18 protein-coding genes and 5 pseudogenes are annotated in these 24,286 nt (G+C 60.1%); 15 read left to right on the plus strand and 8 right to left on the minus strand.

The features are described from left to right. Positions 1-374: 374 nt before the first annotated feature. Genes bioB through panD form a run of 6 tightly spaced genes read left to right on the plus strand, consistent with a single transcriptional unit; the run spans position 375 to position 5,894 of the window. On the plus strand, positions 375-1,370 hold the full coding sequence (gene bioB / locus JN280_RS35025; RefSeq protein ID WP_096453571.1) for a biotin synthase BioB: 996 nt from the start codon (positions 375-377) through the stop codon (positions 1,368-1,370). Continuing rightward, positions 1,367-2,506 (plus strand): 8-amino-7-oxononanoate synthase, encoded by a 1,140-nt coding sequence (locus JN280_RS35030; RefSeq protein ID WP_202308800.1) that lies wholly within the window; start codon positions 1,367-1,369, stop codon positions 2,504-2,506. The genes bioB and JN280_RS35030 overlap by 4 nt, the downstream gene beginning before the upstream one ends. Continuing rightward, positions 2,503-3,138: a dethiobiotin synthase gene (gene bioD, locus JN280_RS35035; protein WP_202308801.1), complete on the plus strand. Its 636-nt coding sequence runs from the start codon at positions 2,503-2,505 to the stop codon at positions 3,136-3,138. Before JN280_RS35030 ends, bioD begins: the two co-directional genes overlap by 4 nt. Then, the gene (locus JN280_RS35040) at positions 3,138-4,403 is read left to right on the plus strand and encodes an adenosylmethionine--8-amino-7-oxononanoate transaminase (protein ID WP_202308802.1); all 1,266 of its coding nucleotides are present in this window, start codon (positions 3,138-3,140) and stop codon (positions 4,401-4,403) included. Before bioD ends, JN280_RS35040 begins: the two co-directional genes overlap by 1 nt. Then, complete coding sequence (locus tag JN280_RS35045; RefSeq protein WP_202308803.1) at positions 4,400-5,383, plus strand: beta-ketoacyl-ACP synthase III; 984 nt, start codon at positions 4,400-4,402, stop codon at positions 5,381-5,383. Before JN280_RS35040 ends, JN280_RS35045 begins: the two co-directional genes overlap by 4 nt. A 58-nt stretch (positions 5,384-5,441) precedes the next feature. Beyond that, positions 5,442-5,894: an aspartate 1-decarboxylase gene (gene panD / locus JN280_RS35050; RefSeq protein WP_010913542.1), complete on the plus strand. Its 453-nt coding sequence runs from the start codon at positions 5,442-5,444 to the stop codon at positions 5,892-5,894. Positions 5,895-6,835: 941 nt separating this feature from the next. Here the strand turns inward: panD and JN280_RS35055 are convergent. The 5 genes and pseudogenes from JN280_RS35055 to JN280_RS35075 form a co-directional block, all read right to left on the minus strand. Next, a pseudogene (locus JN280_RS35055) lies at positions 6,836-7,000 on the minus strand (SDR family NAD(P)-dependent oxidoreductase); the annotation flags it as partial. A gap of 292 nt (positions 7,001-7,292) precedes the next feature. After that, positions 7,293-8,500, minus strand: a pseudogene (locus tag JN280_RS35060) (beta-ketoacyl-[acyl-carrier-protein] synthase family protein). Continuing rightward, positions 8,501-8,796: pseudogene (locus JN280_RS35065) on the minus strand (acyl carrier protein). A 290-nt stretch (positions 8,797-9,086) separates the two neighbouring features. Then, positions 9,087-10,604 carry a radical SAM family RiPP maturation amino acid epimerase gene (locus JN280_RS35070; protein WP_244742538.1) on the minus strand — a complete coding sequence of 506 codons (1,518 nt, stop codon included), beginning with the start codon at positions 10,602-10,604 and terminating at the stop codon, positions 9,087-9,089. A 41-nt stretch (positions 10,605-10,645) separates the two neighbouring features. Further along, positions 10,646-11,023, minus strand: a complete 378-nt coding sequence (locus tag JN280_RS35075) for a hypothetical protein (protein WP_202308804.1) — start codon at positions 11,021-11,023, stop codon at positions 10,646-10,648. Between the two features lie 104 nt (positions 11,024-11,127). On the opposite strand from JN280_RS35075, the pseudogene JN280_RS35080 reads away from it, so the two are divergent. After that, positions 11,128-11,387: pseudogene (locus tag JN280_RS35080) on the plus strand (MFS transporter); the annotation flags it as partial. A gap of 65 nt (positions 11,388-11,452) precedes the next feature. On the opposite strand, the gene JN280_RS39820 reads toward JN280_RS35080, so the two are convergent. Beyond that, positions 11,453-11,638: a hypothetical protein gene (locus tag JN280_RS39820; protein WP_202362419.1), complete on the minus strand. Its 186-nt coding sequence runs from the start codon at positions 11,636-11,638 to the stop codon at positions 11,453-11,455. On the opposite strand from JN280_RS39820, the gene JN280_RS39825 reads away from it, so the two are divergent. The 7 genes and pseudogenes from JN280_RS39825 to JN280_RS35120 all read left to right on the plus strand — a co-directional run bounded on the left by JN280_RS39825 (position 11,607) and on the right by JN280_RS35120 (position 19,990). Beyond that, positions 11,607-12,068 carry a hypothetical protein gene (locus tag JN280_RS39825; RefSeq protein WP_244743673.1) on the plus strand — a complete coding sequence of 154 codons (462 nt, stop codon included), beginning with the start codon at positions 11,607-11,609 and terminating at the stop codon, positions 12,066-12,068. The genes JN280_RS39820 and JN280_RS39825 overlap by 32 nt on opposite strands. Before the next feature lie 274 nt (positions 12,069-12,342). Beyond that, complete coding sequence (gene hemN, locus JN280_RS35090; protein ID WP_010913532.1) at positions 12,343-13,662, plus strand: oxygen-independent coproporphyrinogen III oxidase; 1,320 nt, start codon at positions 12,343-12,345, stop codon at positions 13,660-13,662. A 325-nt stretch (positions 13,663-13,987) separates the two neighbouring features. Next, complete coding sequence (locus JN280_RS35095; protein WP_010913531.1) at positions 13,988-14,800, plus strand: arylamine N-acetyltransferase family protein; 813 nt, start codon at positions 13,988-13,990, stop codon at positions 14,798-14,800. A 268-nt stretch (positions 14,801-15,068) separates the two neighbouring features. Further along, positions 15,069-15,560 (plus strand): annotated as a pseudogene (locus JN280_RS35100) (Tn3 family transposase); the annotation flags it as partial. A gap of 364 nt (positions 15,561-15,924) precedes the next feature. Continuing rightward, positions 15,925-16,221 (plus strand): co-chaperone GroES, encoded by a 297-nt coding sequence (groES, locus tag JN280_RS35105; RefSeq protein WP_010913529.1) that lies wholly within the window; start codon positions 15,925-15,927, stop codon positions 16,219-16,221. A gap of 65 nt (positions 16,222-16,286) precedes the next feature. Next, a complete protein-coding gene (gene groL, locus JN280_RS35110) occupies positions 16,287-17,945 on the plus strand; it encodes a chaperonin GroEL (RefSeq protein ID WP_202308805.1) in 1,659 nt (552 codons plus the stop codon). A gap of 551 nt (positions 17,946-18,496) precedes the next feature. Beyond that, entirely contained in the window at positions 18,497-19,990 is a 1,494-nt protein-coding gene (locus JN280_RS35120; protein ID WP_010913527.1) for an NAD-dependent succinate-semialdehyde dehydrogenase, read from the plus strand. 307 nt (positions 19,991-20,297) lie between these two features. On the opposite strand, the gene JN280_RS35125 is transcribed toward JN280_RS35120, so the two are convergent. Together JN280_RS35125 and JN280_RS35130 are read right to left on the minus strand one after the other, a co-directional pair. Beyond that, positions 20,298-20,981 (minus strand): transposase, encoded by a 684-nt coding sequence (locus tag JN280_RS35125; RefSeq protein ID WP_244742543.1) that lies wholly within the window; start codon positions 20,979-20,981, stop codon positions 20,298-20,300. Between the two features lie 625 nt (positions 20,982-21,606). After that, positions 21,607-22,692, minus strand: coding sequence for a cytochrome-c peroxidase (locus JN280_RS35130; RefSeq protein ID WP_096453556.1), 1,086 nt, complete (start codon positions 22,690-22,692; stop codon positions 21,607-21,609). A gap of 788 nt (positions 22,693-23,480) precedes the next feature. On the opposite strand from JN280_RS35130, the gene JN280_RS35135 reads away from it, so the two are divergent. After that, positions 23,481-23,741: a transcriptional regulator gene (locus tag JN280_RS35135; RefSeq protein ID WP_006333988.1), complete on the plus strand. Its 261-nt coding sequence runs from the start codon at positions 23,481-23,483 to the stop codon at positions 23,739-23,741. Positions 23,742-24,286: the final 545 nt, after the last annotated feature.

A 24,286-nucleotide genomic window follows, 5' to 3' on the forward strand; every position in this document is an offset into this window, starting at 1 on the left:
GGCGGGAGGGACGGACCAGCAAGGCACAGAAAGCCGCGTCGCAGCCCTTGGCGTCATCATCTGCCGACTCGACGAGATGCGCCAGTTGGCGGCCTCTCACGGGCTGGAACTTCTGGGTTATCTGCTGGACGTCGCCTTCACCGAATCCTGCGACGCGATCAGAAAGGAGCATTCCTGTGCTCAGAGTAATATAACGGAAACCGTAATCCCCACGGATGACGTGAGTTGAGCCTGCGGGCAGCAGTTGGAGAGTCCGCTCAAGAGCGCCACCAGTCGCGTTTCGATAGAAGACTTCCCGCTGGCATGCGCCTGGTCTTCAGCATCCACTGCAACGCTCCAGGTCAAGGACGGAAGATTATGGAGAACAAGATTTTATGAACGAACTCAGCCCAGACCTGACCTCGGATCCAATCGGTTGGGCGCTTCCCCCTTGGACGCGAGCGGAAGCCCAAGCGCTCCACGACGCTCCATTCAACGACCTTTTGTTTCAGGCGCAGACCGTTCACCGGCAGAACTTCGATCCCAACAAGGTCCAGCTGAGCCGGCTTCTCAGCATCAAGACCGGCGGATGCCCGGAGGATTGCGGCTATTGCAGCCAATCGGCACATCACGAAAGCGGGTTGAAGGCGTCAAAGCTGATGGAGGTCCGGCGCGTCATCATGGAGGCGACCAAGGCACGCGATGCCGGCGCCACCCGCTATTGCATGGGCGCGGCCTGGCGAAACCCGAAGGCGCGCGACATGGACGCGGTGGTGGCGATGGTCGAGGGTGTCAAGGCACTCGGCATGGAGACCTGCATGACGCTCGGCATGCTCGATCTTGAGCAGGCCGCTCGTCTGAAACAGGCCGGTCTCGACTACTACAACCACAACATCGACACCTCCGAGCGCTATTACTCAGAGATCATCTCGACCCGCACGTTTGCCGACCGGCTGGATACGCTCGCCAATGTCCGCGACAGCGGCATTAAGGTCTGTTGCGGCGGCATTGTCGGCATGGGCGAAGAGCCGGTGGACCGGATCGACATGCTGGTGACGCTGGCCAACCTGCCGGAGCATCCCGAAAGCGTTCCGATCAACATGCTGATCCCGATCGAGGGCACCCCGCTGGCCGAGGCCAAACCCATCGAGCCGATCGAATTCGTGCGCGTGATCGCGCTGGCCCGCATCATGATGCCGAAGTCGCACGTGCGTCTTTCCGCCGGCCGCACCGCCATGACCGATGAAATGCAGGCGCTGTGCTTTTTTGCCGGCGCCAACTCGATCTTCGTCGGCGACACACTGCTGACGGCGGACAATCCCGGCGAAGACAAGGATACTCTGCTGTTCCAGCGTCTCGGCATCGAGCCGATGGAAATCGGCACGCAATGAACGAGGCACTTCTTGTCCGGTATGACGCGTCCTTGCGCGGACTGGCGCGCAAGGACCGGCTGCGCACACTTGCACCGCGCGCCGGGCTCGACTTCTCGTCGAACGACTATCTCGGGCTTGCCGCCTCCAAAAGACTTGGCGAAGCGGTGGCGGCGGCGATTGCGCGGGGGACGCCGGTCGGCGCGACCGGATCGCGGTTGTTAAGGGGCAACTCACCGGAGCACGAGGCTCTGGAGGCAGACGCCGCGGCGTTCTTCGGCGCCGAACGCGCGCTGTTCTTCGGCAGCGGCTATATCGCCAACTTCGCTCTGCTGACGACGCTGCCGCAAAAGGGCGACCTCTTGATCCTCGACGACCTTGCTCATGCCAGTATGCATGAGGGGGCCCGCGCTGGCCGCGCCGAGTTCAAGCTCGCCGCGCATAACGACATCGATGCTGTCGAGGATGCGATCACCCGCTGGCGCGCCGAAGGCGGCATGGGCCGCATCTGGATCGCGGTCGAAAGCCTCTACAGCATGGATGGCGACCGCGCCCCGATGGCGCGCCTTATCGCGCTTGCCGATCGGCACGAGGCATTCCTCGTCGTCGACGAGGCGCATGCCACCGGCATCTGGGGACCGAACGGCCGCGGGCTGGCCGCCGCTTTCGAGGGCCGCGACAACACTGTCGCACTTCACACATGCGGCAAGGCGCTCGGCGCGTCCGGCGCGCTGGTTACCGGGCCGGGACTGCTGTGCGATTATCTCGTCAACCGCTGCCGGCCATTCATCTACTCCACCGCGCCATCGCCGCTGATGGCGGTGGCAGTGCGCGAAGCGCTGGCCATGCTGTCCGACGAGCCCCAACGCCGTGTCCAGCTGCAGGAGCGCGTTGCCTTCGCGGGCCGCCAATTGGCCGAGCGCTGCGGCGTGGCACCCAGCGGCTCGCAGATCCAGCCCTTTGTCATCGGCGACAACAGGCGCACCATGGCCGTGGCGGCGGCGCTGCAGGCACGCGGTTTCGACATACGCGGCATTCGTCCGCCGACGGTGCCCGAGGGCACGTCGCGGTTGCGCATCTCGCTGACGCTCAATGTCGACGAAGCCGACATTTGCGCCATGGTCGAGGCGCTCGTCGAGGTGTTGGCCACGGCATGACCAAGCGCATCGTTATCACCGGAACGGATACCGGCATCGGCAAGACGGTGTTTTCGGCCGGGCTCACCGGCCTGCTCGACGGCTTCTACTGGAAGCCGGTGCAATCGGGGCTCGACGAGGAGACTGACAGCCAGGTCGTGGAACGGCTCGCCGGCCTGCCGATGGGGCGGATCCTGCCCGAAGTGTATCGCCTGAAGGAGCCGCTGTCGCCGCATCGTTCAGCTGAACTCGACGGCGTCGCGATCGACGTCGCAGAGCTCTCGCTTCCGGACTTGCCGGGTCCGATCGTCATCGAAGGTGCCGGGGGACTGATGGTGCCGCTCAACCGGCGCACCAAGTTCATCGACATATTCGCTCAGTGGCGGGTGCCGGTCATCCTGTGCGCCCGTACCAAGCTCGGCACCATCAATCACACCTTGTTGTCGATCGAGGCGCTCAGGGCTCGTTCCATCCCGCTCATCGGCATTGCCTTCATCGGCGATGAGGTGGCCGATACGCAGAGAACAATCGTGGAATTCAGCGGCGTGCGCCAGCTTGGCAGGCTGCCGCTGCTCGATCCGCTGACGAGCGGGACGCTGCGGGAAGCGATGGTTGCCGGCTTCGACCTCACAGCGATCGCAGGAGGCGAATGATGTCGCAGTCTCAAGTCTGGCATCCGTTCACCCAGCACGCGCTCGAGCAGGCGATCCCTGAAATCGTCCGGACGGAAGGCGCCTACCTCCACAAGGCCGACGGCACGCGCATCCTGGATGCCATTTCCTCCTGGTGGGTCGTCACCCACGGCCACCGCCATCCCCGCATCATCAAGGCCATCGAGACGACCGCAGCGAGCCTCGACCAGATCATCTTCGCCGGCTTCACCCACGAGCCGGCCGAGCGCCTGGCCAAGGCGCTTGTCGGTCTCGCTCCGCCCGGCCTCGACTGGGTGTTCTACTCCGACAGCGGCTCGACCTCGGTCGAGGTCGCGCTGAAGATGGCGCTTGGCTATTTCCGCAACATCGGTGCGCCGCGCTCGCGCATCGTCGTCATGGAGCACAGCTATCATGGCGACACGATCGGCACGATGAGCGTCGGCGCCCGCGGCGTGTTCAACGCTGCCTACGAGCCGCTGCTGTTCGAAGTCGACACCATCCCCTTCCCTGCCGCCGGGCGCGAGCAGGACACGCTGGACCGGTTCGAGGCCGTCTCCCGCGACCGGCACGCCGCCGCGCTGATCGTCGAGCCGCTGGTGCTTGGCGCCGGCGGCATGCTGATGTATCCGGCCTGGGTTCTCACCGAGTTGAAGAAGATCGCCGAGGCCTCTGGCACGCTGCTGATCGCCGACGAGGTTATGACCGGCTGGGGCCGTACCGGAGCCATGTTCGCCTGCGAGCAGGCAGCAATCTCTCCGGATATCCTGTGCACCTCAAAGGGCCTGACCGGCGGCGTGATCCCGCTGGCGGCCACGCTTGCGACCGATGCCATCTTCCAGGCCCATTATTCGACGGACCGGAAGAAGACGTTTTTCCACTCGAGCTCCTACACCGCCAATCCGATGGCCTGTGCGGCGGCGCTCGCCAATGTCGAGATCTGGCGTGACGAGCCGGTGGCCGAGCGTATCGCGGCGCTGAGCGGAATGCAGACCGCTGGGCTGCAACGCTTTCGGGACAATCCGTATTTTACCGACTGCCGCGCCACGGGCACGATCGCAGCCCTCGATCTGCGCACCGGCTCCGCCGGCTATCTGGCCGAGATCGGACCGAAGCTGCGCGCATTCTTCCTCGAGCGCGGGCTGCTGGTGCGCCCGCTCGGCAATGTCCTCTATCTCATGCCGCCCTATTGCATCACCGGCGACGCGCTCGACGGACTCTACAACGCCATCGAGGAGGCCGGCGAACGCTTCGGCGCCAAGCCGTGAGCAAATCGGCGCGCCTTCTCGGGTTCGGCCATCATGCGCCGGCACGCAAGGTCGAGAACCCGGAAATCGAAAACAGTCTCGGGCTAGAACCCGGCTGGATCGAGCGGCGCACCGGGATACAGTCGCGCTTCTGGGCCACGGACGAAGACACGCTGTCGGGCCTTGCCGCGCAAGCCGGCGACATGGCGCTGGCGAGCGCCGGTATCGACCGTGGCGACATCGGTCTTTTGTTGCTCGCCACCTCGACGCCCGATCACCTTCTGCCGCCCAGTGCACCCTTGGTCGCGCACAAGCTCGGCCTTGGCCGCGCAGGCGCGGTCGATCTGACCGGCGCCTGCGCCGGCTTCGTCTATGCGCTGATGTTCGCGGACGGGTTCACCCGCCTGCACGGCAAACCAGCGCTGGTCATCGCCGCCAACATCCTCAGCCGCCGCATCAATCCAGCCGAGCGCGCGAGCTCAGTCCTTTTCGCCGATGCCGCCGGCGCCCTGGTGATCGGTCCTTGCGAGGATCCCTATCAGGGTATTCTCGGCGCTTCGGTGGATTCCGACGGCTCGCGCTACGGGCTGATCCAGATCCCGGCAGGCGGAAGCAACACCCCGTTCCATGGCGAGCTCGATCTCGAGCAGACCCGCATGACGATCACCGACGGCCGCGAAGTGTTCGCCAAGGCGGTTGAGATGATGACTGCCTGCTCGCAGGACGCACTCGCGGCGGCCCGGATGCGGCCGCAGGACATCGATCGGTTCGTACCGCACCAGGCCAATGCCCGCATTTTCGATGCGGTCGGGCGAAACCTCGGCATCGCCGATGAAGCGATCGTCAAGACGATCGCCGAGTATGGCAACTCTTCCGCCGCGACGATCCCGCTCTCGCTGTCGCTCGCCCATCGGGCGGCGCCGTTCCGGCCGGGGGAGAAGGTTCTTCTGGCGGCCGCGGGTGCGGGTCTTAGCGGCGGTGCGCTCGTCGTTGGAATTTAGCCGCGCGAACCGAACTGCCAAGACTGACCTTGAACGATGAATACAGGGACAACGACCAATGCGAAAACTAGTCGCCGGCAAGCTGCACGGCATCCACGTCACAGAAGCGAACCTCAACTACCATGGTTCGATAACGCTCGACCCCGACCACTGCGAGGCAGCCGGGATCCTGCCGATGGAATTCGTGGAGATATGGAACAAGAATTCCGGTGCGCGGATTTCGACCTATGTCATCCTCGGCGAGCGCGGCTCACGGTGCTGCATCCTCAACGGAGCGGCGGCTCGCACCTGTCAGCCCGACGACCCGATTATCGTCTGCAACTCCATCTACCTGGACGAAGCGCATATCACTTCGCTGAAGCCGCGCATCGTCACGTTCGACCAGGATAACCACATACTCGACCGCCTGAGCTACTCCGTCGATATTGACACAGACGGCCGTTACAGTTTCGCCATTCTTGACGAGGCGGATGAGCCTTTGGTCATTCCTGCCCTGGTCTCCGGGGCGTGAGCCGCGCTCCACAGATGTGCGAGCCTCGGCACTGAAGAGCGTCTGGTCTAAGACTCGACGAAGTTGCTGATGCTCAGCTTCGAAAGGCTGATGCCCACCACGCCTTGGGCACCGTGGGCCTTCGTGGGATGGCGCAATGTCTCGCAGCTGCTGATCCGCGAACAGCGGTTTGCATGTCTGACCCTTGTCTCAGGTTACTTGCGGTGGCGGCTTGCAAATTCTTGCTGCTTTCTCAAGCGCCGCGGCCGGGTCCTTGACGACCTGGCTTTTCATGATCTTTGCCGCCGTGTCGATCAAGCAGGCTACCGTCTTCCGCATCGGCAGCGGTGCCAACCATCATCGCGAATATGGCTAGCCGAACGGCCGCAAGCAGCATTGAGGTGGGCCTTCGGCAAGTGTTTCCCGCCGGCGCCAAGGCTCACCAGCCATCCGACGCCTGATCCGGTTACATATCAGGTTCGTCGATCGGTGGCTTGGCAGCAAGACCGAGCCTGGCTCGTTGGCCATCGGCGTAATTTTCGGCGGGAAACTGTGTCTTGAACCGAAGAACTGTCAGTTTGCCGTCCTCGACAATATGAACAACCCATCCCCCACCACAACGCTTGACGCGCACGTCATTAGGTTCGCCAGCCACCATTGCTGCCCCTCATTTTCGTCGCCCTTGGGCTGAGACTGGAAGTCGTTCCTGCACATCGGAAAACATAGGACCTTACGTAACGTCAAGCCCCGATTTTGGGATAGCCGATGCCTTGTCGATTTCAGGGTGACGGCGATTCTGGTCCGCAACGTCCGTGAGTGCTCAAATCGATTTAGATGCGCAGATTTTGCATGTTAATTCAGCCTTGTTATCCACAGCTAACGTGAATGGGAACGCGTATTCAGTCCGAGTACCTCTGCAAAAAATCTGCCGCTCTGGTGCCTCAGCGCGATCACCCGGCAATCGCCGGAAACAGTCTTGTCCGCCCGCCAAGCTCGGCAGCCAACATCTCGAGCTTTTCGACACGCGTGCCGTGCAGGCCGACGGTTGCGCCCTGCGCGTGCAGCGTCCGCGCCACGGCCTCGCCGATTCCACCATTTGCTCCGGTGACGAGCGCGTTGCGGCCGGTCTTCCACGGAAGCGGTCACTGGCGGCCATGCGCCTTTCAGATATTATCGGATACAGCTTTGGACAGGCCATCGAGCCGAACTCGAAGGGCTCGCTTAACCTTCCGGGTAGCGGTACGTCGACGTCGCTTCAACAGTTGAGAATTTTGCAAAGGATGGGGCCCCGGCTTGTCCAGCTTCCGCTGCCAATTGGCGCATTCACCGAGGCGGTCCAAGGGCACGTCCTTCACAATCGTGATCCGGCAAGCATTTGGAAACGAGAGATAGAGTTACTGGAGGCATCTCGCATGCCTTCTACACTTGCTTGAACGCCAGAACTGCGTTCATGCCGCCCATGGCGAAAGCGTTGCTCAGTGCCACGCGCACCTTGCGCTCGCGCGCCACATTGGGCGTGACGTCGAGATCGCAATCGGGGTCTGGCTCGCGATAGTTCGCGGTCGGCGGCACAATGCCCTCCTGGATCGCCATCACGGAGGCGATCATTTCAAGTGCGCTCGCTGCGCCCAGGCAATGCGCGTACATGGACTTGGTGGACGAGACAGACATCGAATAGGCATAGTCTCCGAAGACGCGCTTGATCGCCGCCGTCTCAGTCTGATCGTTGGCCTTGGTGCCGGTGCCGTGGGCGTTTAGGTAGTCCACGTCCTCCGCATTCAGCCCGGCGTCGGCAAGGCAAGCGCGGATCGCGGCCTCCGGCCGCTCGACAGACGGCGCGACGATGTGGAAGGCGTCGCCGGAAAGGCCGATGCCTGCGATCTCGGCAAGGATTGTGGCACCGCGCACGGCGGCATGCTCATAGCTTTCCAGCACGGCCATGCCCGCACCCTCGCCTATCACCACTCCCTTCCTGTCGGCGGAGAAGGGCCGGCACGTATCTGGAGCGAGCGCGCGCATTGCTTCCCATGCCTTCATCTGAAGGCATACGAGCGGCGCTTCGGCGCCTCCGGCAAGCATCACGTCGGCCCGGCCGAGCTTGATCTGATCCGCGGCCGAAGCGATCGCATGGTTGGCTGATGCGCATGCGGAGGCGATGGCAAAGACCGGGCCGCGCAGGCCGAGACTCATGCTGACCTGGCTGGCAGCGGCGCTCGGCAACCCCCTTGGTGCAGTGTAAATGCCAGCACGCTTCGCGCCGCCCAAAAGGAGGTCACGGTAGGTTTCTTCGACCGTTCCCCAGCCCCAGCCGCAGACGCCCACTGTCGCGCCGAAGCGATACGGATTTCCCTTATCGCAGGAAAGTCCGGCGTGCTGCATGGCTTCACGCGCTGCAAGCACAGCGAGCAAGCTGTGGCGGTCCATGGAGACGAGCTGGTTGCGGCCGATGTCGTGCTCGGGCAGCTCCTTGATCTCGGTACCGACAGTCCCCTTCATCTCATGAAGCGCGGAAGTGACCATCGGGCGGATGGCGGAGCGACCTTCGCGCATCTCTTTCCAGATAGAGGCGGCGTTGTTGCCTAGCCGCAAAGCCCCCCTATCCCAGTAATGACGACTCGCCTGTCCAATCAGACCTCCTTCGCGAGCAAACCGCGGACGGCTTCCACCATGTCGCCGACATTCTTGAGATTCGACCAGGCGTCAGCCGCGTCATGTCGATCTTGATGTCGTAGGCCTGCTCCACATCCCAGAGGAGATCCGCCAGACCCAGCGAATCGACTCCGAGCGAGGTCAGTTCCGTGGCAGTCGTTATTTCGCCGATGGTGGACACACTCTCGCCGCTCTCCGATTCGACGCGGTTCCCTGTTGCGCCGCTTTCGGTCGCGTGGCTCAGGGGCTTCGCAGCCCCGCCGGGAATGGTCATCAGCCGCTTCACGCCTTCATCCGCGAGAGCCGAGCGGGCAACATCGCGTTCGATGACCTGGAGGTGGGACCAGATGATCCGTGAGGGGAACGCCACGCCGGCCTGGCTCGCCAATGACTTCAATGCCAACCGTCGGCATAGAGCGGTCCGGTAAGCTTGGCGCCATTGTCATTGGCGAAGCCTTCGGCGAGCACCTCGATTTCGTCGAGGCCGGCCGCGATAGCCCGCTTCACCCGAGCGGGACGCAGGGCAGTGGCGTTGCGGACAAAAAAGCCCGCGGCCCGCGCCCGTCATCCCGTTTTGCCAAGCGAAATGTCGTCGAGGTCCTCTTCGATCACCCCAGCCGCGTATAGCTGATCGAGCAAGTCGGCGACTGCAAGGACGCTCGCTCCGTCCGTGGCCCGCATAATCAGCTCCGAGGCTGTACAGTTCCCGCTCGCGATTAGATGGCCAATGGGAATCGGAACCACCCCGTCGAGCACTCGATGCTCACTGTTGCGTGAGCGGAGATGGAAGCAGTGGTCCCCTGCCTCGTATTGCAGGTCTCCGCGGAAGCGAATTGGCCGGTTGGGAGCGGGGCTTTCGAGCATATTCTCGTCGATGATGCTATCGAGACCTTCCCGGAACTCGTCGGGCGTGCTGAAGAAACGTTGAGCCACGATTCGGTACCCGAGAGGCCAGCGTTCGCTACCCGGTACCGGCGTCACCAGTTGTAAACGTCCCTGCCGCATGTTCACGAGAAAGCCAGAAACACAGGCGATTGTCGTGGGACAGCCCTCCGGCACGGCGATTGCGGCGTCTTTGCCGGCTGCCCTGAGTTTCTCCTTCCGCGCTCGTGCGCGCCCGGTGAAAGCCTTTGCGGTCGGCCCGTCCTTGCCCTGCAGGATGAGTTCGACCCCCATCAGGTCCTCGGGCGAAAACGCCGCGTGTATCTGATTAAGATGGTCCGTGCTTAGCACTGAGAAACGATTGGTCACGCGACCGTAGCGTTCGAACAGTTCGAGCACGCGGTTGGTGAGTGCCTGATCCTTGAGCGGGGCCGCCGTCGTCGTTTGTGGCAATTCGCCCGTGATCTGATGGTAGTCGAACAGAAAACGGTCGTACTCCGGGTTGTCGATCGGGTCTGTGGCCCAGTAACAGAAGCCAGTGCGGACTGCCGAACCAAACATTTCGCTCGCCGCACGGAGCACGCCGCGCCAAACCTCTGCATGCTCCTCAGTGTATTCATAGTAACCTTTGAAGGTACCCGCCGAGAGGCCACAGAACCAGCAACCGACGGTGCAGCCTTCGCTCAGCTCGAAAGCGATGACAGAGTGCGCGATTGACGGCGCCAATTCGCCCATTTCGTCGTTACAGCGCCGGATTTGGCGCTCGCGCCAGGCATGAAAGCGAGGATTGATAGTCGACATTTCGCCTTGGCCGCGCAGGAGGTCGCGATGGCGCAACATCTCCCGCGTATACTCATCCCACATCATAGCCAGCGGCCACGGGGCAGACTCCGGCTTGAAGCGATACTTCAGGTAGTCACCGCACCAGAGCGGCAGCATCTCCATTGGGTCAACTTCGATGCCGTATCGCGCGGTCACTATCCGAGGGTTGTCGAGGTTCTCGGAAAGCGCCGTACGGAATTTCCCATCACCGGCCAGCCGCTCCATGAAGCGCTTGATATGTGACAAACTGCGCCGTTCCTTAGGCGTGCGCCGATCAAAAATCTGCCGCCAGCGTTCGCTCCGAGGGTAGAGATGAGCCCTTGCAGCGGTCCCTTGTCCGCCTGATGGCATTATCTCGTTGACAAGCTTTGCGATCATGTTCTCTTCAGACCGGCTCCTTCGAGCCAATGCGATCAGAGCTAGCTCGCGACAGCTACAACTATCACAACAACGACAACGACCGCGACCGCTGCAGTTTTTGCATCGACTTTAACAGGGCTCATGGACGTACACGGAGCGCAATTAGCCAACGCATTGGTGTGTACAAGGCTGGTCAAGGTCGAAACACTCGAACCACCCTTGCGGCCCGCAGTCGCGCGAAGCTTCTTGCTATTTGGTTTTTCTCGGCTGTTCGATCGGATAAAACCTTTAACCTCGTCGAGTGTGATGTTGTAGTCGAGGTCCTTTGCAAATTCTACAATCGATGCAAGCCCTCCAGCACGCCGTTTGAGGTTTTCAAGCGGACTGCCTTTTTTTCCCAACTCGTTGATGAATCGCTCTACGTCAGCTCGCGCCATAGCTAATTCCCGCCTCTGCTCAGTGTCCGAGCTATCCAGCCATCTCGCTCTCACAAGCGATCGGCTGATGTACCAGCAAGCTCCGTACCAACCTCACATCTCTGATTTTCGGCTTGGCCAGCATTTCCATACTGGCGCTGCTCCCTCTCGTCGTCCGGAATCAATTGAAGAGCGGACGGATCGTCTACGGCATTTTATTGGCGGCTTCGGCACCGGTGCTTTCATCGCGGGCATGAGCAACGGCTACCTGAGGCGAATCACGTCTCAAAACAAGCTGGTGGCGTTCGCCTCTGTCGCTTGGGCAGCATGCTCCCAAGCGACAAGCGTGTCGCGCTTGCGACAATTACGGTGCGACTTATCCTAGACGGCCGCCCACCGCCCCAGAATAATCCATCGAATTCAAGCGTGTCTTACTGGCACAGCTCTTGCCTAGAAGAGGCGAAGCGGTTCATTTCCATCGCTTCGGCTACGTTTTTCGAGGCTTTCGAAAGAGCTAACCATCAGCAGTACATCTATGAACAGCTTAATGACGGCGACGGCCTTAGCTACGGCGACCGCCATGACGGCTTCCGCCCAGCCCCAGATGACCACCATCGCCAAGGCGATCGGTTCCAACCCCAACGAGGCTCCTAACGATGCCACCGACCCCCGCGCCTATCTGAACGAGGTCGACGACGTCGAGGCGATGACCTGGGTCAGGGCGCATAACCTATCGACCGTCAATAAGCTGTCGAAAGATCCGCGCTACAGAGAATACCAAGCCGACATTCTGAAGATCCTACAGGCCACCGATCGTATTGCTTCGCCCGGCCTTGCGCAAGGCGACATGATCGACAACTCTGGCAGGACGGGACGCACGTGCAAGCCTTGTGGCGGCGTGCGAACTGGGAATCCTACAGGTCAGGCAAGCCGCAATGGCGCACCATCCTCGATGTCGATGCACTGTCCAAGGCCGAGGGCAACCTGCAGGGATACGCCCGCCGTTACGCCCTCGAATACACCCACATGTCTCAAAAACTCATGGACAATAGTGCGCAAGCCTTAGGACCGTGTGGATTGAAGCGAGATGAAGCCGGCGGCGAGGGCGGAGACGTGGCGCGCACTACGGGTGGAATCGAACACCTGCACCAGATGCGCCGACCAAATCCGCCCTTCGCCAACAGCGCCCCAATAAAGCGCACCCGTGCGCGCTTCCATGGAGACTATTGTACACAGGCTAATTGGCACGACGGAAATACAAGTTGCGCCGCGACAGTTGAAGATCAGAGACATAGGAGAGCGCGGCAGGTATGGAGCTAACATCAAGATGAGAAACGGCTATGCTACAGACAAAACATAGCGAGGCGTGCCTGCCTTGGTATTTCAATTATCCAACTGCACCGCAGTTCTCCGCAGCGATCGGCGCGGAGGCCTATGGGGAATGGCTCGGCGGCCTATCGGCTAACGATCCCGTATCGCTCTATATCCATATTCCGTTCTGCCGGTCGATGTGCTGGTATTGCGGCTGCCCTACTACCATCACCCAGCGGGACCCGCCGAACCAAAATTACGTGGCGGCGCTGCGCGGCGAGATCCATTTGGTCTCAGAGCTAACGCCGCAGGCGCTGCCCGTGAGCGACGTGCACTTTGGCGGCGGAACGCCCACGCTCCTTGAGCCAACGGAATTCCTCGCCTTGACGGAGCTTCTACGCCGCCGCTTCGCGTTCAGGCAAAAGACCGCCATCGCCGTCGAGATCGATCCGCGCACGTTCACCGCGGAGATGGCCGAAGCCTTAAGTGCAGCCGGGGTGAACCGCGCGAGCCTCGGCGTGCAAAGTTTCGACCCCAGTGTTCAAAAAGCGATCAATCGTATCCAGAGTGTAGAGCAGACGGCGACTGCCGTCGAAAACCTGCGCCAGCAGGGAATAAACCGCATTAACATCGATCTCATCTACGGTCTTCCCAATCAGACGATGCAGTCCTGCGTCCAGACCGCCACGGTGGCGGTGGCGATGCGCCCGCAGCGGATTGCCGTGTTCGGATACGCTCACACGCCGTCTTCTAATAAACATCAGCGCCTCATCGAAAAGGCAGGACTACCGGACAGCGCTGCCCGCGCCGAACAAGCTGCGGCCGTCGCCGAGACGCTGGTTGCTGCCGGCTACCGAGAGATTGGGGTCGACCACTTCGCCTTGCCGGACGACGAGCTCGCATTGGCTCAGAAAACCGGTCGCCTGCGGCGCAACTCCCAAGGTTACTCTGCCGACACCTGCAAAACCCTGATCGCCTTTGGTGCGTCGGCTATCGGGCGTGTTGGAGAGGGTTACGTCGAGAACGCAGGCGCGCTGGAGGCCTATAGTCAGCATATCGCAGCTGGTCGCTTGGCAACGTCGAAGGGCTACCGTCTCATCGGCGAAGACCGCGTCCGAGGCGCAATCATCGAGCGACTGATGTGTGATCTCGAGGCCGACGTACCGGCAATCTGTGCCGCCCACGGATTTGATTGGACCCATTTTCTCGATTCAGCTGAGCGCTTGGCGATGCTGGCCGACGACGGGATAGTGGACGTCGAGAATGGCTTCATCCGCGTGCGGCATGGCCATCGCATTTTGCTTCGCTCTGTTGCTGCCGCGTTCGACGCTTATCTCGACCAATCGTAGTGAGCCACAGGGAGTCACCATGAGCGGAGGCCTGAGAAGGTCGACTGTTGCAATCCGCTGTGGATCGGAAGTCCTTTGTGTACCCGTTTTTGCAGCACCGTGATGTTCAGTGCCCTGTACGAGCAATGCCCGCGTTTCCGGATCACGAGGGGTATTTGCAGCGCTCGAAACGCCGCTTTGGTTCAGTGCGAACACGAGGAATGGTCGGCATGTTCACTTCTATAGGGGGAGATGGCCACCTTACTCTGCTCCGTGAACCCTTGGACGTCATCGCGCTTTCGGCAGGCGTTCAACGAATACGAATCCTAGGTGTTAAGGACATCCCATGGCATTCAATATTGCGATCTATCTGAATCGTATCGGCCTTGCTCGAGTGCCGACAACGGTCGACGGTCTTGTTGCCCTTCAGCAGGCTCAAATGCGCGCGATTCCCTTTGAAAACATCGATGTGCTGTTGGGTGATATACCCAATCTGACTGAGAATTCGATCTGGGCCAAACTGATCAATGCCCGGCGAGGGGGGTATTGCTTCGAATTGAACAAGTTGTTTGGCTTGGCGCTCGAAGCACTCGGTTTCACGATCCAGCCCATCCTTTGCAGAGTGCGTATGGGTGCTGCGGAGGGTGGGCCACGCACACACCAGGCATTCATCTTAACCATCGAGGGCGTCGACTGGCTCGCCGACGCTGGCTTCGGTGGTCCAGCACCGATTGCACCGCTACGGATCGATACAGAGGAACTGCAAACAGCTGGCCGTGACGTGTTTCGCCTGCGAGCTGACTCCGCCAGCGGAGAACTCGTCGTTGAACGCAAGAACGGGAATGAATGGTTCCCTCTTTATGGTTTCGATCGAGCCACCGCCTTGCCCTCAGATTTTGAGGGCGCCAACTTCATCTGCGCTCGCTGGGACCGTTCGCCGTTTCCATCCAGCCTCATGATGAGCGTGCTGACAGCCGAAGGGCCTGCGAACTTGTTCAACAAGGATTTCAGCTTGATTCGGAACCAAATTGAGGAAACAGAAACCCTCAAAACGAAGAGCGAACTGCAGCGAGTCTTGTCCGATGTTTTTCGGCTGCACCTTCCTCGGTCCACGATTGATTCGTTGTGGGAAAAGCTTGGGTCGCGTGGACGGGTATAGGAAAGAAGGCCGTCAAGCCTTGCACTGCGGCGGTTTTCAGCAGTCGGATTTGCCCTTTTTGCAGGCACCGTGTGTGGCATCACTCGAAGCCCCATACGTAAATGACCCTGCTCGCTTAAGACCGCTCACCAGCCGTCAGCGGTGGCAGCCAATCGGCAGCTCTAACCATGATCTCCGAATTGGAAAGGTGAGCGTCGGTTACGGTGTCGCCACAAGCGATCAAGCATACCAGTCGACCCAGCATCAGGCTGCGCTGCCGTGTCCACCGCGCGCTACTAGCGCTCACCAGATCGGCTGGATGAGAACCTTCCATGCCCGGTCGGAGACCTATCGCGCGGCGCAAGCATGCATCACCGATGCGCACACCCGGCATCCACATTCTCGATTTTGGGGCAATGGAACGACCGCGTCATCCGATGGGCAGTTCTTTCGCGCGAGCGACCGAGCGGCGAAGCGCGGCGACGTCAATCTGCACTATGGCAGCGAGCCGGGCTCGAAGTTCTATAGCCATCTGTCAGATCAGTACGGCTACTTCAGCATCCTGCCGATCAGCCCGACCGAAAGCGAGGCAGCCTATGTGCTCGATGGGCTGTTCGACCAGGACACGATCCTCGACATCCAGGAACACTTCACCGATACGGGCGGCGCGAGCGATCACGTCTTCGGGCTGTTTGCCCTGATCGGCAAACGCTTCGCGCCGCGACTACGCAACCTCAAGGACCGGAAGTTCCGCACGTTCTCCGAAGCGATGAGCGCTCCTTTTGGCGATGCAACCCGAGGTTAGGGATGAATTGCAAAAGGCTCAAGACTGTTCGGCTGGCCGTCGATTCCGGCCGACTGCTCGGCCGTTAATTTCACATAATTTCACATTCCAAATAAGACACAAAAGTCGGCCCAAAGCTTACGGCCGAAACGCGCGTAGGCAGTGGGATTGCGCCGTAAATGGGGGTCCGGCTTCCGCGCCGATTCCACATCTTTTGCCCTCCGGTCCGTCCCCCCGCCCGTCTTGACTAAGTACGAACCTACAGCCTATCTCACGATCATCTTAGCACTCCCCAATAGCGAGTGCTAACCACCCTCCGGCAACGGAGAACCTTTCAACCTGCGCACCAGGGATAGTAAAAATGGCACAGTCGAATTTGCGGCCGCTTCATGACCGCGTGGTCGTTCGCCGAGTCGAATCCGAATCCAAGACCGCCGGCGGGATCATCATACCCGACACGGCAAAGGAAAAGCCGCAGGAAGGCGAGATCATCGCCGTCGGTTCCGGCGCCCGCGACGAAGCCGGCAAGCTCGTTCCGCTGGACGTCAAGGCCGGCGACCGCATCCTGTTCGGCAAGTGGTCGGGCACCGAAGTCAAGCTCAATGGCGAAGACCTTCTGATCATGAAGGAAGCCGACATCATGGGCATCATCGGCTAACACGCCGCTGCCTTTCATCCGTACCATCCAATCTGAATTTCGGGCGAAATGCCCAGGAGTACAAAATGGCTGCCAAAGACGTAAAATTCTCCCGTGACGCCCGCGAGCGCATGCTGCGCGGCGTCAACATCCTCGCCGACGCGGTGAAGGTCACGCTCGGCCCCAAGGGCCGCAACGTCGTTATCGACAAGTCGTTCGGCGCCCCGCGCATCACCAAGGACGGCGTCACCGTCGCCAAGGAAATCGAGCTTGAAGACAAGTTCGAAAACATGGGCGCACAGATGGTCCGCGAAGTTGCTTCGAAGACCAACGACATCGCCGGTGACGGCACCACGACCGCAACCGTTCTGGCGCAGTCGATCGTCCAGGAAGGCCACAAGGCGGTTGCCGCCGGCATGAACCCGATGGACCTGAAGCGCGGCATCGACCTCGCGGTTAGCGACGTCGTCTCGACGCTGATCAAGAACGCCACGAAGATCAAGACCTCGGAAGAGGTTGCCCAGGTCGGCACAATCGCCGGCAATGGCGACGAGTCGGTCGGCAAGATGATCGCGGAAGCGATGCAGAAGGTCGGCAACGAAGGCGTCATCACGGTTGAGGAAGCCAAGACCGCCGAGACGGAACTCGAAGTCGTCGAAGGCATGCAGTTCGACCGCGGCTATCTCTCGCCCTACTTCGTCACCAACGCCGACAAGATGGTTGCCGATCTCGAGGACGCCTACATCCTGCTGCACGAGAAGAAGCTCTCGAACCTGCAGGCGATGCTGCCGGTTCTCGAAGCCGTCGTGCAGACCTCGAAGCCGCTGCTCATCATCTCGGAAGACGTCGAAGGCGAGGCCCTGGCCACGCTGGTCGTCAACAAGCTGCGTGGCGGTCTGAAGATCGCCGCCGTCAAGGCGCCGGGCTTCGGTGATCGCCGCAAGGCCATGCTGGAAGACATCGCCATCCTCACCGGTGGCCAGGTCATCTCGGAAGACCTCGGCATCAAGCTCGAGAACGTCGGCCTTGACATGCTCGGCCGCGCCAAGAAGGTGTCGATCTCCAAGGAGAACACCACCATCGTAGACGGTGCCGGCAAGAAGGAAGAGATCCAGGGCCGCGTGGCCCAGATCAAGCAGCAGATCGAGGAGACCACCTCGGACTACGACAAGGAGAAGCTGCAGGAGCGTCTGGCCAAGCTGGCCGGCGGCGTCGCGGTGATCCGCGTCGGCGGCGCGACCGAAGTCGAGGTCAAGGAAAAGAAGGATCGCGTTGACGACGCGCTCAACGCGACCCGCGCAGCCGTCGAAGAAGGCATCGTTGCCGGCGGCGGCGTTGCCCTGCTGCGCGCTTCGCTGAGCATCAACGCTGTCGGCGCAAACTCCGACCAGACCGCTGGCATCAGCATCGTGCGTCGTGCGCTGCAGGCTCCGGCCCGCCAGATCGCGGCCAACGCCGGTGCGGAAGCCTCGATCGTTGCCGGCAAGATCCTTGAGAACAAGGGCGCGACCTTCGGTTTCAACGCCCAGACCGGCGAGTATGGCGACATGATCGCCATGGGCATCGTCGATCCGGTCAAGGTCGTGCGCACGGCTCTCCAGGACGCGGCCTCGGTCGCCGGCCTGCTGGTCACCACCGAAGCCATGATCGCGGAGGCTCCGAAGAAGGAGTCGGCTGGCGGCGGCGGCATGCCTGGCGGCATGGGCGGCGGCGGCATGGGCGGCATGGGCGGCATGGATTTCTAATCTAGCCTCTATCAGCTTTCGGATACCGAGAGGGCGGCACCGACGCCGCCCCCTTTTTTTTGGGACGGAGCCGGTCGGAAAAGGTTTGGGCTCGCGTGATATTGTCGTGCGCGCGCCTACACGGCCACACTACATCGTCGCAGTGGAGCTTTCGGGTGGCGAACTGAACAAACATGGCTTTGTGCGCGACTATCAAGACTTAGCAGCGCTTAAGCCACTACATCGATGGCACGTTCGACCATGGCGGTCGGTTTTCGATATGCCTGATATGAGCGGCCGTGGAAGCCGCTCAAAGAATGATACCGCAGTGCTGTTGCCAACGTCGGCGATTTCGATGATCGACTCCGCCTATGCCAGCTCTTCACGAGCTCTATCCGCGCTTGCCTGTTATGGAGCGAAAGCCTTAGCGCGACTCGTGATTGAGGCTGTCATTGCTATGGGCTAATCAGTCGGGAAGCTGCGCTTGCAATGACGGAGGGCCGGAACGATTTCGTCCGATCATCTGGCACAAGTTGTGCTTATTAGTACGTTGCGAAGCTAGTAACTTAACCATGAAGGGGGACGACGGTTTGACCGTGACACAGTCGCTGACGAGACGTCTCAAAAATCCCGAGCTATTTGACGATCTGGCCGGTGTGCCTGGTCGGAAGGCGGAGCAATCCACGAGGCGTTTTTCGGTGTTCAATCCCTCAACAGGCGAGCTGTTGGCTGAGCTTCCAGATATGGATGTCCGGGACGTTTCCAAGGCAATCGATAAGGCTGAAGCTGCGCAGGAACATTGGGCGGCGCTCACCGCGCGCGAGCGCTCCGACATCTTATGGGAATGGCACCAACTGATCCTCGACCACAGCGAAGATCTTGCAGCCATTTTGACGGCTGAAATGGGTAAGCCGCTTGCAGAGGCGAAGTCTGAAATCGCCCATGCCGCAGCCTACCTCCAATGGTATGCCGAGGAGGCCAATCGCATCTATGGCGAGACGATTTCGCCGCCTTCTAACGACAGGCGTATGCTGGTAATCAAACAGCCGATCGGTGTTGTCGGCGCCATTACTCCTTGGAATTTTCCCGCCTCGATGGTGGCTCGCAAGATTTCGCCTGCGCTTGCCGCCGGCTGCGCGATTGTTCTGAAACCCGCGGAGCAAACACCGCTTGTCGCGGGTGCTATGTTCACGCTTGCCCGGATGGCAGGTTTTCCCGATGGCGTTCTAAACTTGATCTACGCATCGGAAGGCGATGCGGTTGGGCGTGAACTTTGCTCGAACCCGAAGGTCCGCAAGATCAGCTTCACTGGGTCGACCGAGGTCGGGCGGCTACTCATGAGGGAGTGTTCGGATCAGATCAAAAGAACCAGCTTCGAACTTGGTGGTAACGCTCCTTTCATTGTTTTTGATGATGCAGACGTCGACGCTGCCGTCGATGGTGCGCTACAGGCAAAGTTTCGGAATGCAGGCCAGACCTGCGTTTCAGCCAATCGGCTTTACGTACAGTCCAGCGTGTATAATGAATTCTGCGACAAATTCACCAAGCGCGTCAGTGCATTGCGCGTCGGTGACGGTTTCGAGCCAGAAGTTGCGATCGGTCCCCTGATCGATAAGTGCGCGCTTGCAAAGATTGAAGATCATATTCGCGATGCTGTGCGGCAGGGTGGGAAGATCCGTTGCGGTGGCAACCGTATCGGCGAATCGGGAACCTTCTTCGAGCCCACGGTGATCACCGACGTCGAAAGGACAATGCGGGTCGCTCAGGAAGAAACCTTCGGACCGCTGGCTCCCATAATCCGCTTCAACGATCCCGACCAGGTGGTGCGCGAGGCGAATGACACGATTTACGGTCTTGCAGCCTACTTCTACGCTTCCAATCTAAAGCGCGTGTGGCGCGTGGCTGAAGCCCTCGAATACGGAATGGTCGGCATCAATACGGGACGCATGTCATCCGAGGCCGCACCCTTTGGCGGAATGAAGCAATCAGGGATCGGTCGTGAGGGGTCGCGCCACGGCCTCGAGGATTATCTCGAAATGAAGTACCTGTGCATGGGTGGGCTATAATCCCACAGCATCCGCGTCCCATTGACTTCGCCCTGATAATCCGCCGCGGCCATCAATGGAATGGTGGCCTTCGATCAAGGCCCAGCGTAAAACCTTGATGCTGTCATCCTTTGCCTTCGGCCGCGTTCACCGATCCCTGATTGACACGTGCTTGCCATGTACCGCTTCAATCCGCCGGGAGTGGTTTTTCCTGTCTCGGCCGCGACAGATCAGGGTGCTGGTGCGCAAAATCTCCGTCCATCCGACAGCCGGCGAGCCTTCGATCACAGTTCTACCGTCTGGTCGAATGGCGGCATCTTCTGAAGCCTTATTGCAGCCCTAGCTTCCTCTTCAGTTCCGCGTTCTCTGTGCGTAGGCGTTCCGCGAGCAGGCTCTTCAATCGCTTGTTTTCTTTCTCGAGGGCGACCAGGTCCTTCAGATCGTCGCCATCGGATCTAGGCGCCGCGGCCTTCTTCCAGTGATAATAGGTCTGTTCCGATATACCCGCCTGCTTTACGGCGCTCTTGAGAGTGGTGCCGCCGCTGATCGACGTCTCGACCTGAGCGAGCATTTGGGCGCGCTCTTTTCCGGAGTAGACCTTCCGGGCGTTCCGCACGGCCGCTGCTGTTGCTGTTGCTTCCGCCGGGGACGCCGCATTGGCGCCATTCTTGCGACCAGGATCAGTCTTGGCCTTCCGCGAAGGTTGGGTTTTCTTCTTCGTTTCCGGCGTCCTTCCTTTGGGAGCGTGTTCGGTTGCAGCTTCTACTGATTCAGCTTCTAGGGGATTTGCCATGAGATACTCCGCTCGCGGTTTGTGGGCGTGTTCAGCATCAAGGGCTATGACATTAGAGTCAATCAGCCGACGATTTGGCAGATCCATATCTTTGAGCTCCCTTGTTGTGTCGGCTATAGCCGCGGAGAGATCGACATCGCTCCAGATGGAATGGCCCCGTTTTTGATAATTGCGCTTTTGTTTGACCTCCACAGTGAACGGTCGGGTCTGCCGCCTCATAGTTTCTTCCTTGTTAGAACGAATTGCACAGGAGGTCGCGGCTGACGATGACTGAACAACTGGCGCTTCCTCTGTTGCGCCGAGCTATATGGATGAGATAGCCCGAGAGCAAGCGGCACTTGCGGTGTGCATTGACAAATGCTCGGGCCACGTCGCTGGCTGGCCGCAGCTTTGTTTTCATATCGATGCGTTTGCAGAGCTGGAACAGCGGCTCGCGCGTCGCAACGCCATTGAGCACGTTTTGAAGGGGTGGATCTGAAGGCATCCGGTTTCTGCTGGGCGCACGCCAGCGGCTCGAGGAATATTGTCCGCGATGGCTCGATCAGGTGGTTGCGAGCTTGTCAGCGAATCTAAAGCGGGGGTAGGGGTACATGGAACGACACATCACGACACAGTCGGCTAGTCGGTGCGTCTGATCGACGTGGCCGGCAAGGCGGGTCATGCTGTCGTGACGCAAGTGGGCGTCGACGGGTCAGGTTTTCATTTAGCGTTTCAATTGAATTCGGAAATGAAAGTCCCCCTAGCTTTCCAGTTGGATAGGCCTCGCCGGAAGTCATGATCGTCTCGTCCCAGTGGAGGTCGCAATCATTCGTGATTGCGACCTTCACTAGCCAGCTCCGGCCAATCATTGCGGGAGGATATGCAATACAGGTCGAGGCGTTGTCGGCGTTTCGGCGGGTAAGACGGGATAGGCGACCTCCGGTACTTTTCCGGTCAGCGAATTAAGGAAGGCAACGAGCAGGTCGACTTCTTTTTCCGTCAATTCTTGGCCGAGCTGGGTGGTCCCCATAATGGCGACGGCCTGTTTCAGATCCCAAACCTTGCCCGAATGAAAGTATGGCGCGGTGAGTGCTACGTTGCGCAACGGCGCCACGCGGAAAACATAGGAATCGTCGGCTTCATGGGTCACGGCAAATCGGCCTTTGTCGTTTTCCGGCAGGACATCGGTGTTGGGCTTTTCAACGAGGCCGAATGGGGAATAGCCCTCCCCACCCACGTTGATACCGCCGTGGCAGGACGAGCAGCCTTTGTCCATGAAAAGCGTCAGGCCCTGTTTCTGCTCGGAAGTCATAGCGGCGTCATCGCCGTTGAGGAAGGCATCGAAGGGCGCCGGTGTGACCAGTGTCGCCTCAAAGGCTTCGATTGCCTTGGCGACGTTTTCGAAGGTGACGCGATCGGCTTCGCCCGGGAAAGCTGAATTGAACCACTCGACATATTGCGGCATCGACTTGAGCGTGGCGATGAGTTGACCTGGTGTGTTGGCCATTTCGACAGCGGCTTGGATCGGTGCCTTGGCCTGAACCTTCAGGTCTTCAGCACGACCATCCCAGAACTGCGCTATGTTGAAGACAGCGTTCAGTACCGTCGGCGCGTTGCGCGGTCCCTTCTGCCAACCATGGCCGATCGAGCTTTCTTGATTGTCGTCGCCCCCGGTGGCCAAGTTGTGGCACGAATTGCACGACAAGACGCCTGACGCCGAGACGCGTGGATCGAAGAACATTGCCTTGCCTAGGGCTATCTTCTCCGGTGTGATCGGGTTGTTGGCGACTGTCGGCGTGATGGATGGTAGAGGCTTGAAGGTGGCCCGTGCTGTTTCTCTGAGGTATACGGGGATCGTTTGCGCAGCAAAAGCGATGGCCGGCAACGCGACAGCCACCGTAGTGAATAGGATTTTCACAAGTGATCTCCCTGCGTTTTGCACGGAAGCCATTGTTGATATGCGGTTCGTGAACGCCTTGCGCTAAAGGCGGCAATCCTCTTTGAATAAAATCGATTCTGACGCGGACCTGACATATTGTCTTCCTTCGTTGCATTGCGCGATATCACCCACGATGAACGCCCAGTCGGTATCTCCTGTCGCCTCTCGAGAAGCATCAAAAGTCGTGCCAACTGAGCAGAAGGAACCTCCGGGGATTTTCTGGTCATCATTCAATAGGTTGAAGGAATCCGCAGCAAAGCGCAGCCCTACTCCGGTGTCGCGGATCTGACAGCCAACAGTCGGGCTGAAACAGAGAGATGTTGGTCCCTCAGCGTCTTGTCCGATGGGCACCCGGCCTCCTGCATGGGTGGGAGGGGACCACACGGTATTAAAGCTCAAGATGAACGCCGCCGGCAAGCATCGCTAGACAGTCCCCGCAGATACTTTGACGCTGGTCCGCGAGCTGGTGCGCCTAGTGCCCGACCGCCAGATCGCGGCTCCTCAATCGCGCCGCAAGCCGACGGCGCGTTAAAGCGGCCGCGCAATCATCGATGTGAGCGTGATGACGGCGCTGCGCACTGTGTCGTGGAATTGTGGCCACTGGAGCAATCCTCGTAAAGCGAGCCAAGGTTCTTGATCTAAACGGCGGCGGCCGCCATATTAGCGTAGCGCCTCTCACACGTTCGAGAGTGATCGCATTTTTGATGCCGCCGGCTCGGGCCGTTTCGGCATCCTATTTCAACATCGGCCGCCGCTTGTTTCGAGTCATCGAATGGCCGTTCTCTGCATTTGGAGGCAAAATGACCGCAACGCCTTTCGCGCTGCCCGAGGCAGTGCTTACCGCAATCTCAAACGGAAAACCCGTAATTCAGGCATATCGGGAACATCTTGGCTATTCGACCGAGGACATTGCCGTGACCAGCGGTCTGACAGTCGAGGAGGTCGGGCTGATCGAATCTGGCCATTGTTTCGACAAGGGCTATCGCGATCGGATCGCTCGGGCGCTTGGCTTGGCTGAGAGTATCTTCGATGAAATCTCGGGTATCCCGAACGCTGCCTGACGTCGGCCTCTGAAGATTACCCGCCGCCTGCCAGGTCGGATCAAAATCCCAAGGGTATATCAATACCCTTACGGCGGCGGGGCGGTGGCAGAATTCTTATTTCTACGGAATCCATTCGCTCTGCGGAAGATCGGCCTCATGCTGGGCGACACGGATGTAACTTTGGCCCGCACGAGAGGCCAGATCTGTGGATAGAGAGAACCGGCTAGCCGGTTGATGGTACGAGGGCATGTGGACAAAATATCCCTACCCGATGGTGGCGCCGAACTACGGCACAACGATCAGCGCTTGCGAAGTCGAGCGCTTAGACGAAAGATTTCGGCGAAACCACCCGAGGCCATCAGGAAGGTTCGTCACGATGGAAGCGATCCCTTGCCCGTTCTGCACAAGCTGCGAGGTTAGGCCATATGAGACGGACGAGGCGCGCGTTGTGATGAAATGCGAGGACTGCGGTGCATCGGGGCCGGTCTGCATCGACGAAGTCAACGCCGTCGAAAGCTGGAATTACCGTCCATCTGCCCAGCCCGAATAGGATTGTCCATGTG

It is taken from the genome of Mesorhizobium sp. L-8-10, from assembly GCF_016756635.1.
Taxonomy (GTDB): Bacteria; Pseudomonadota; Alphaproteobacteria; order Rhizobiales; family Rhizobiaceae.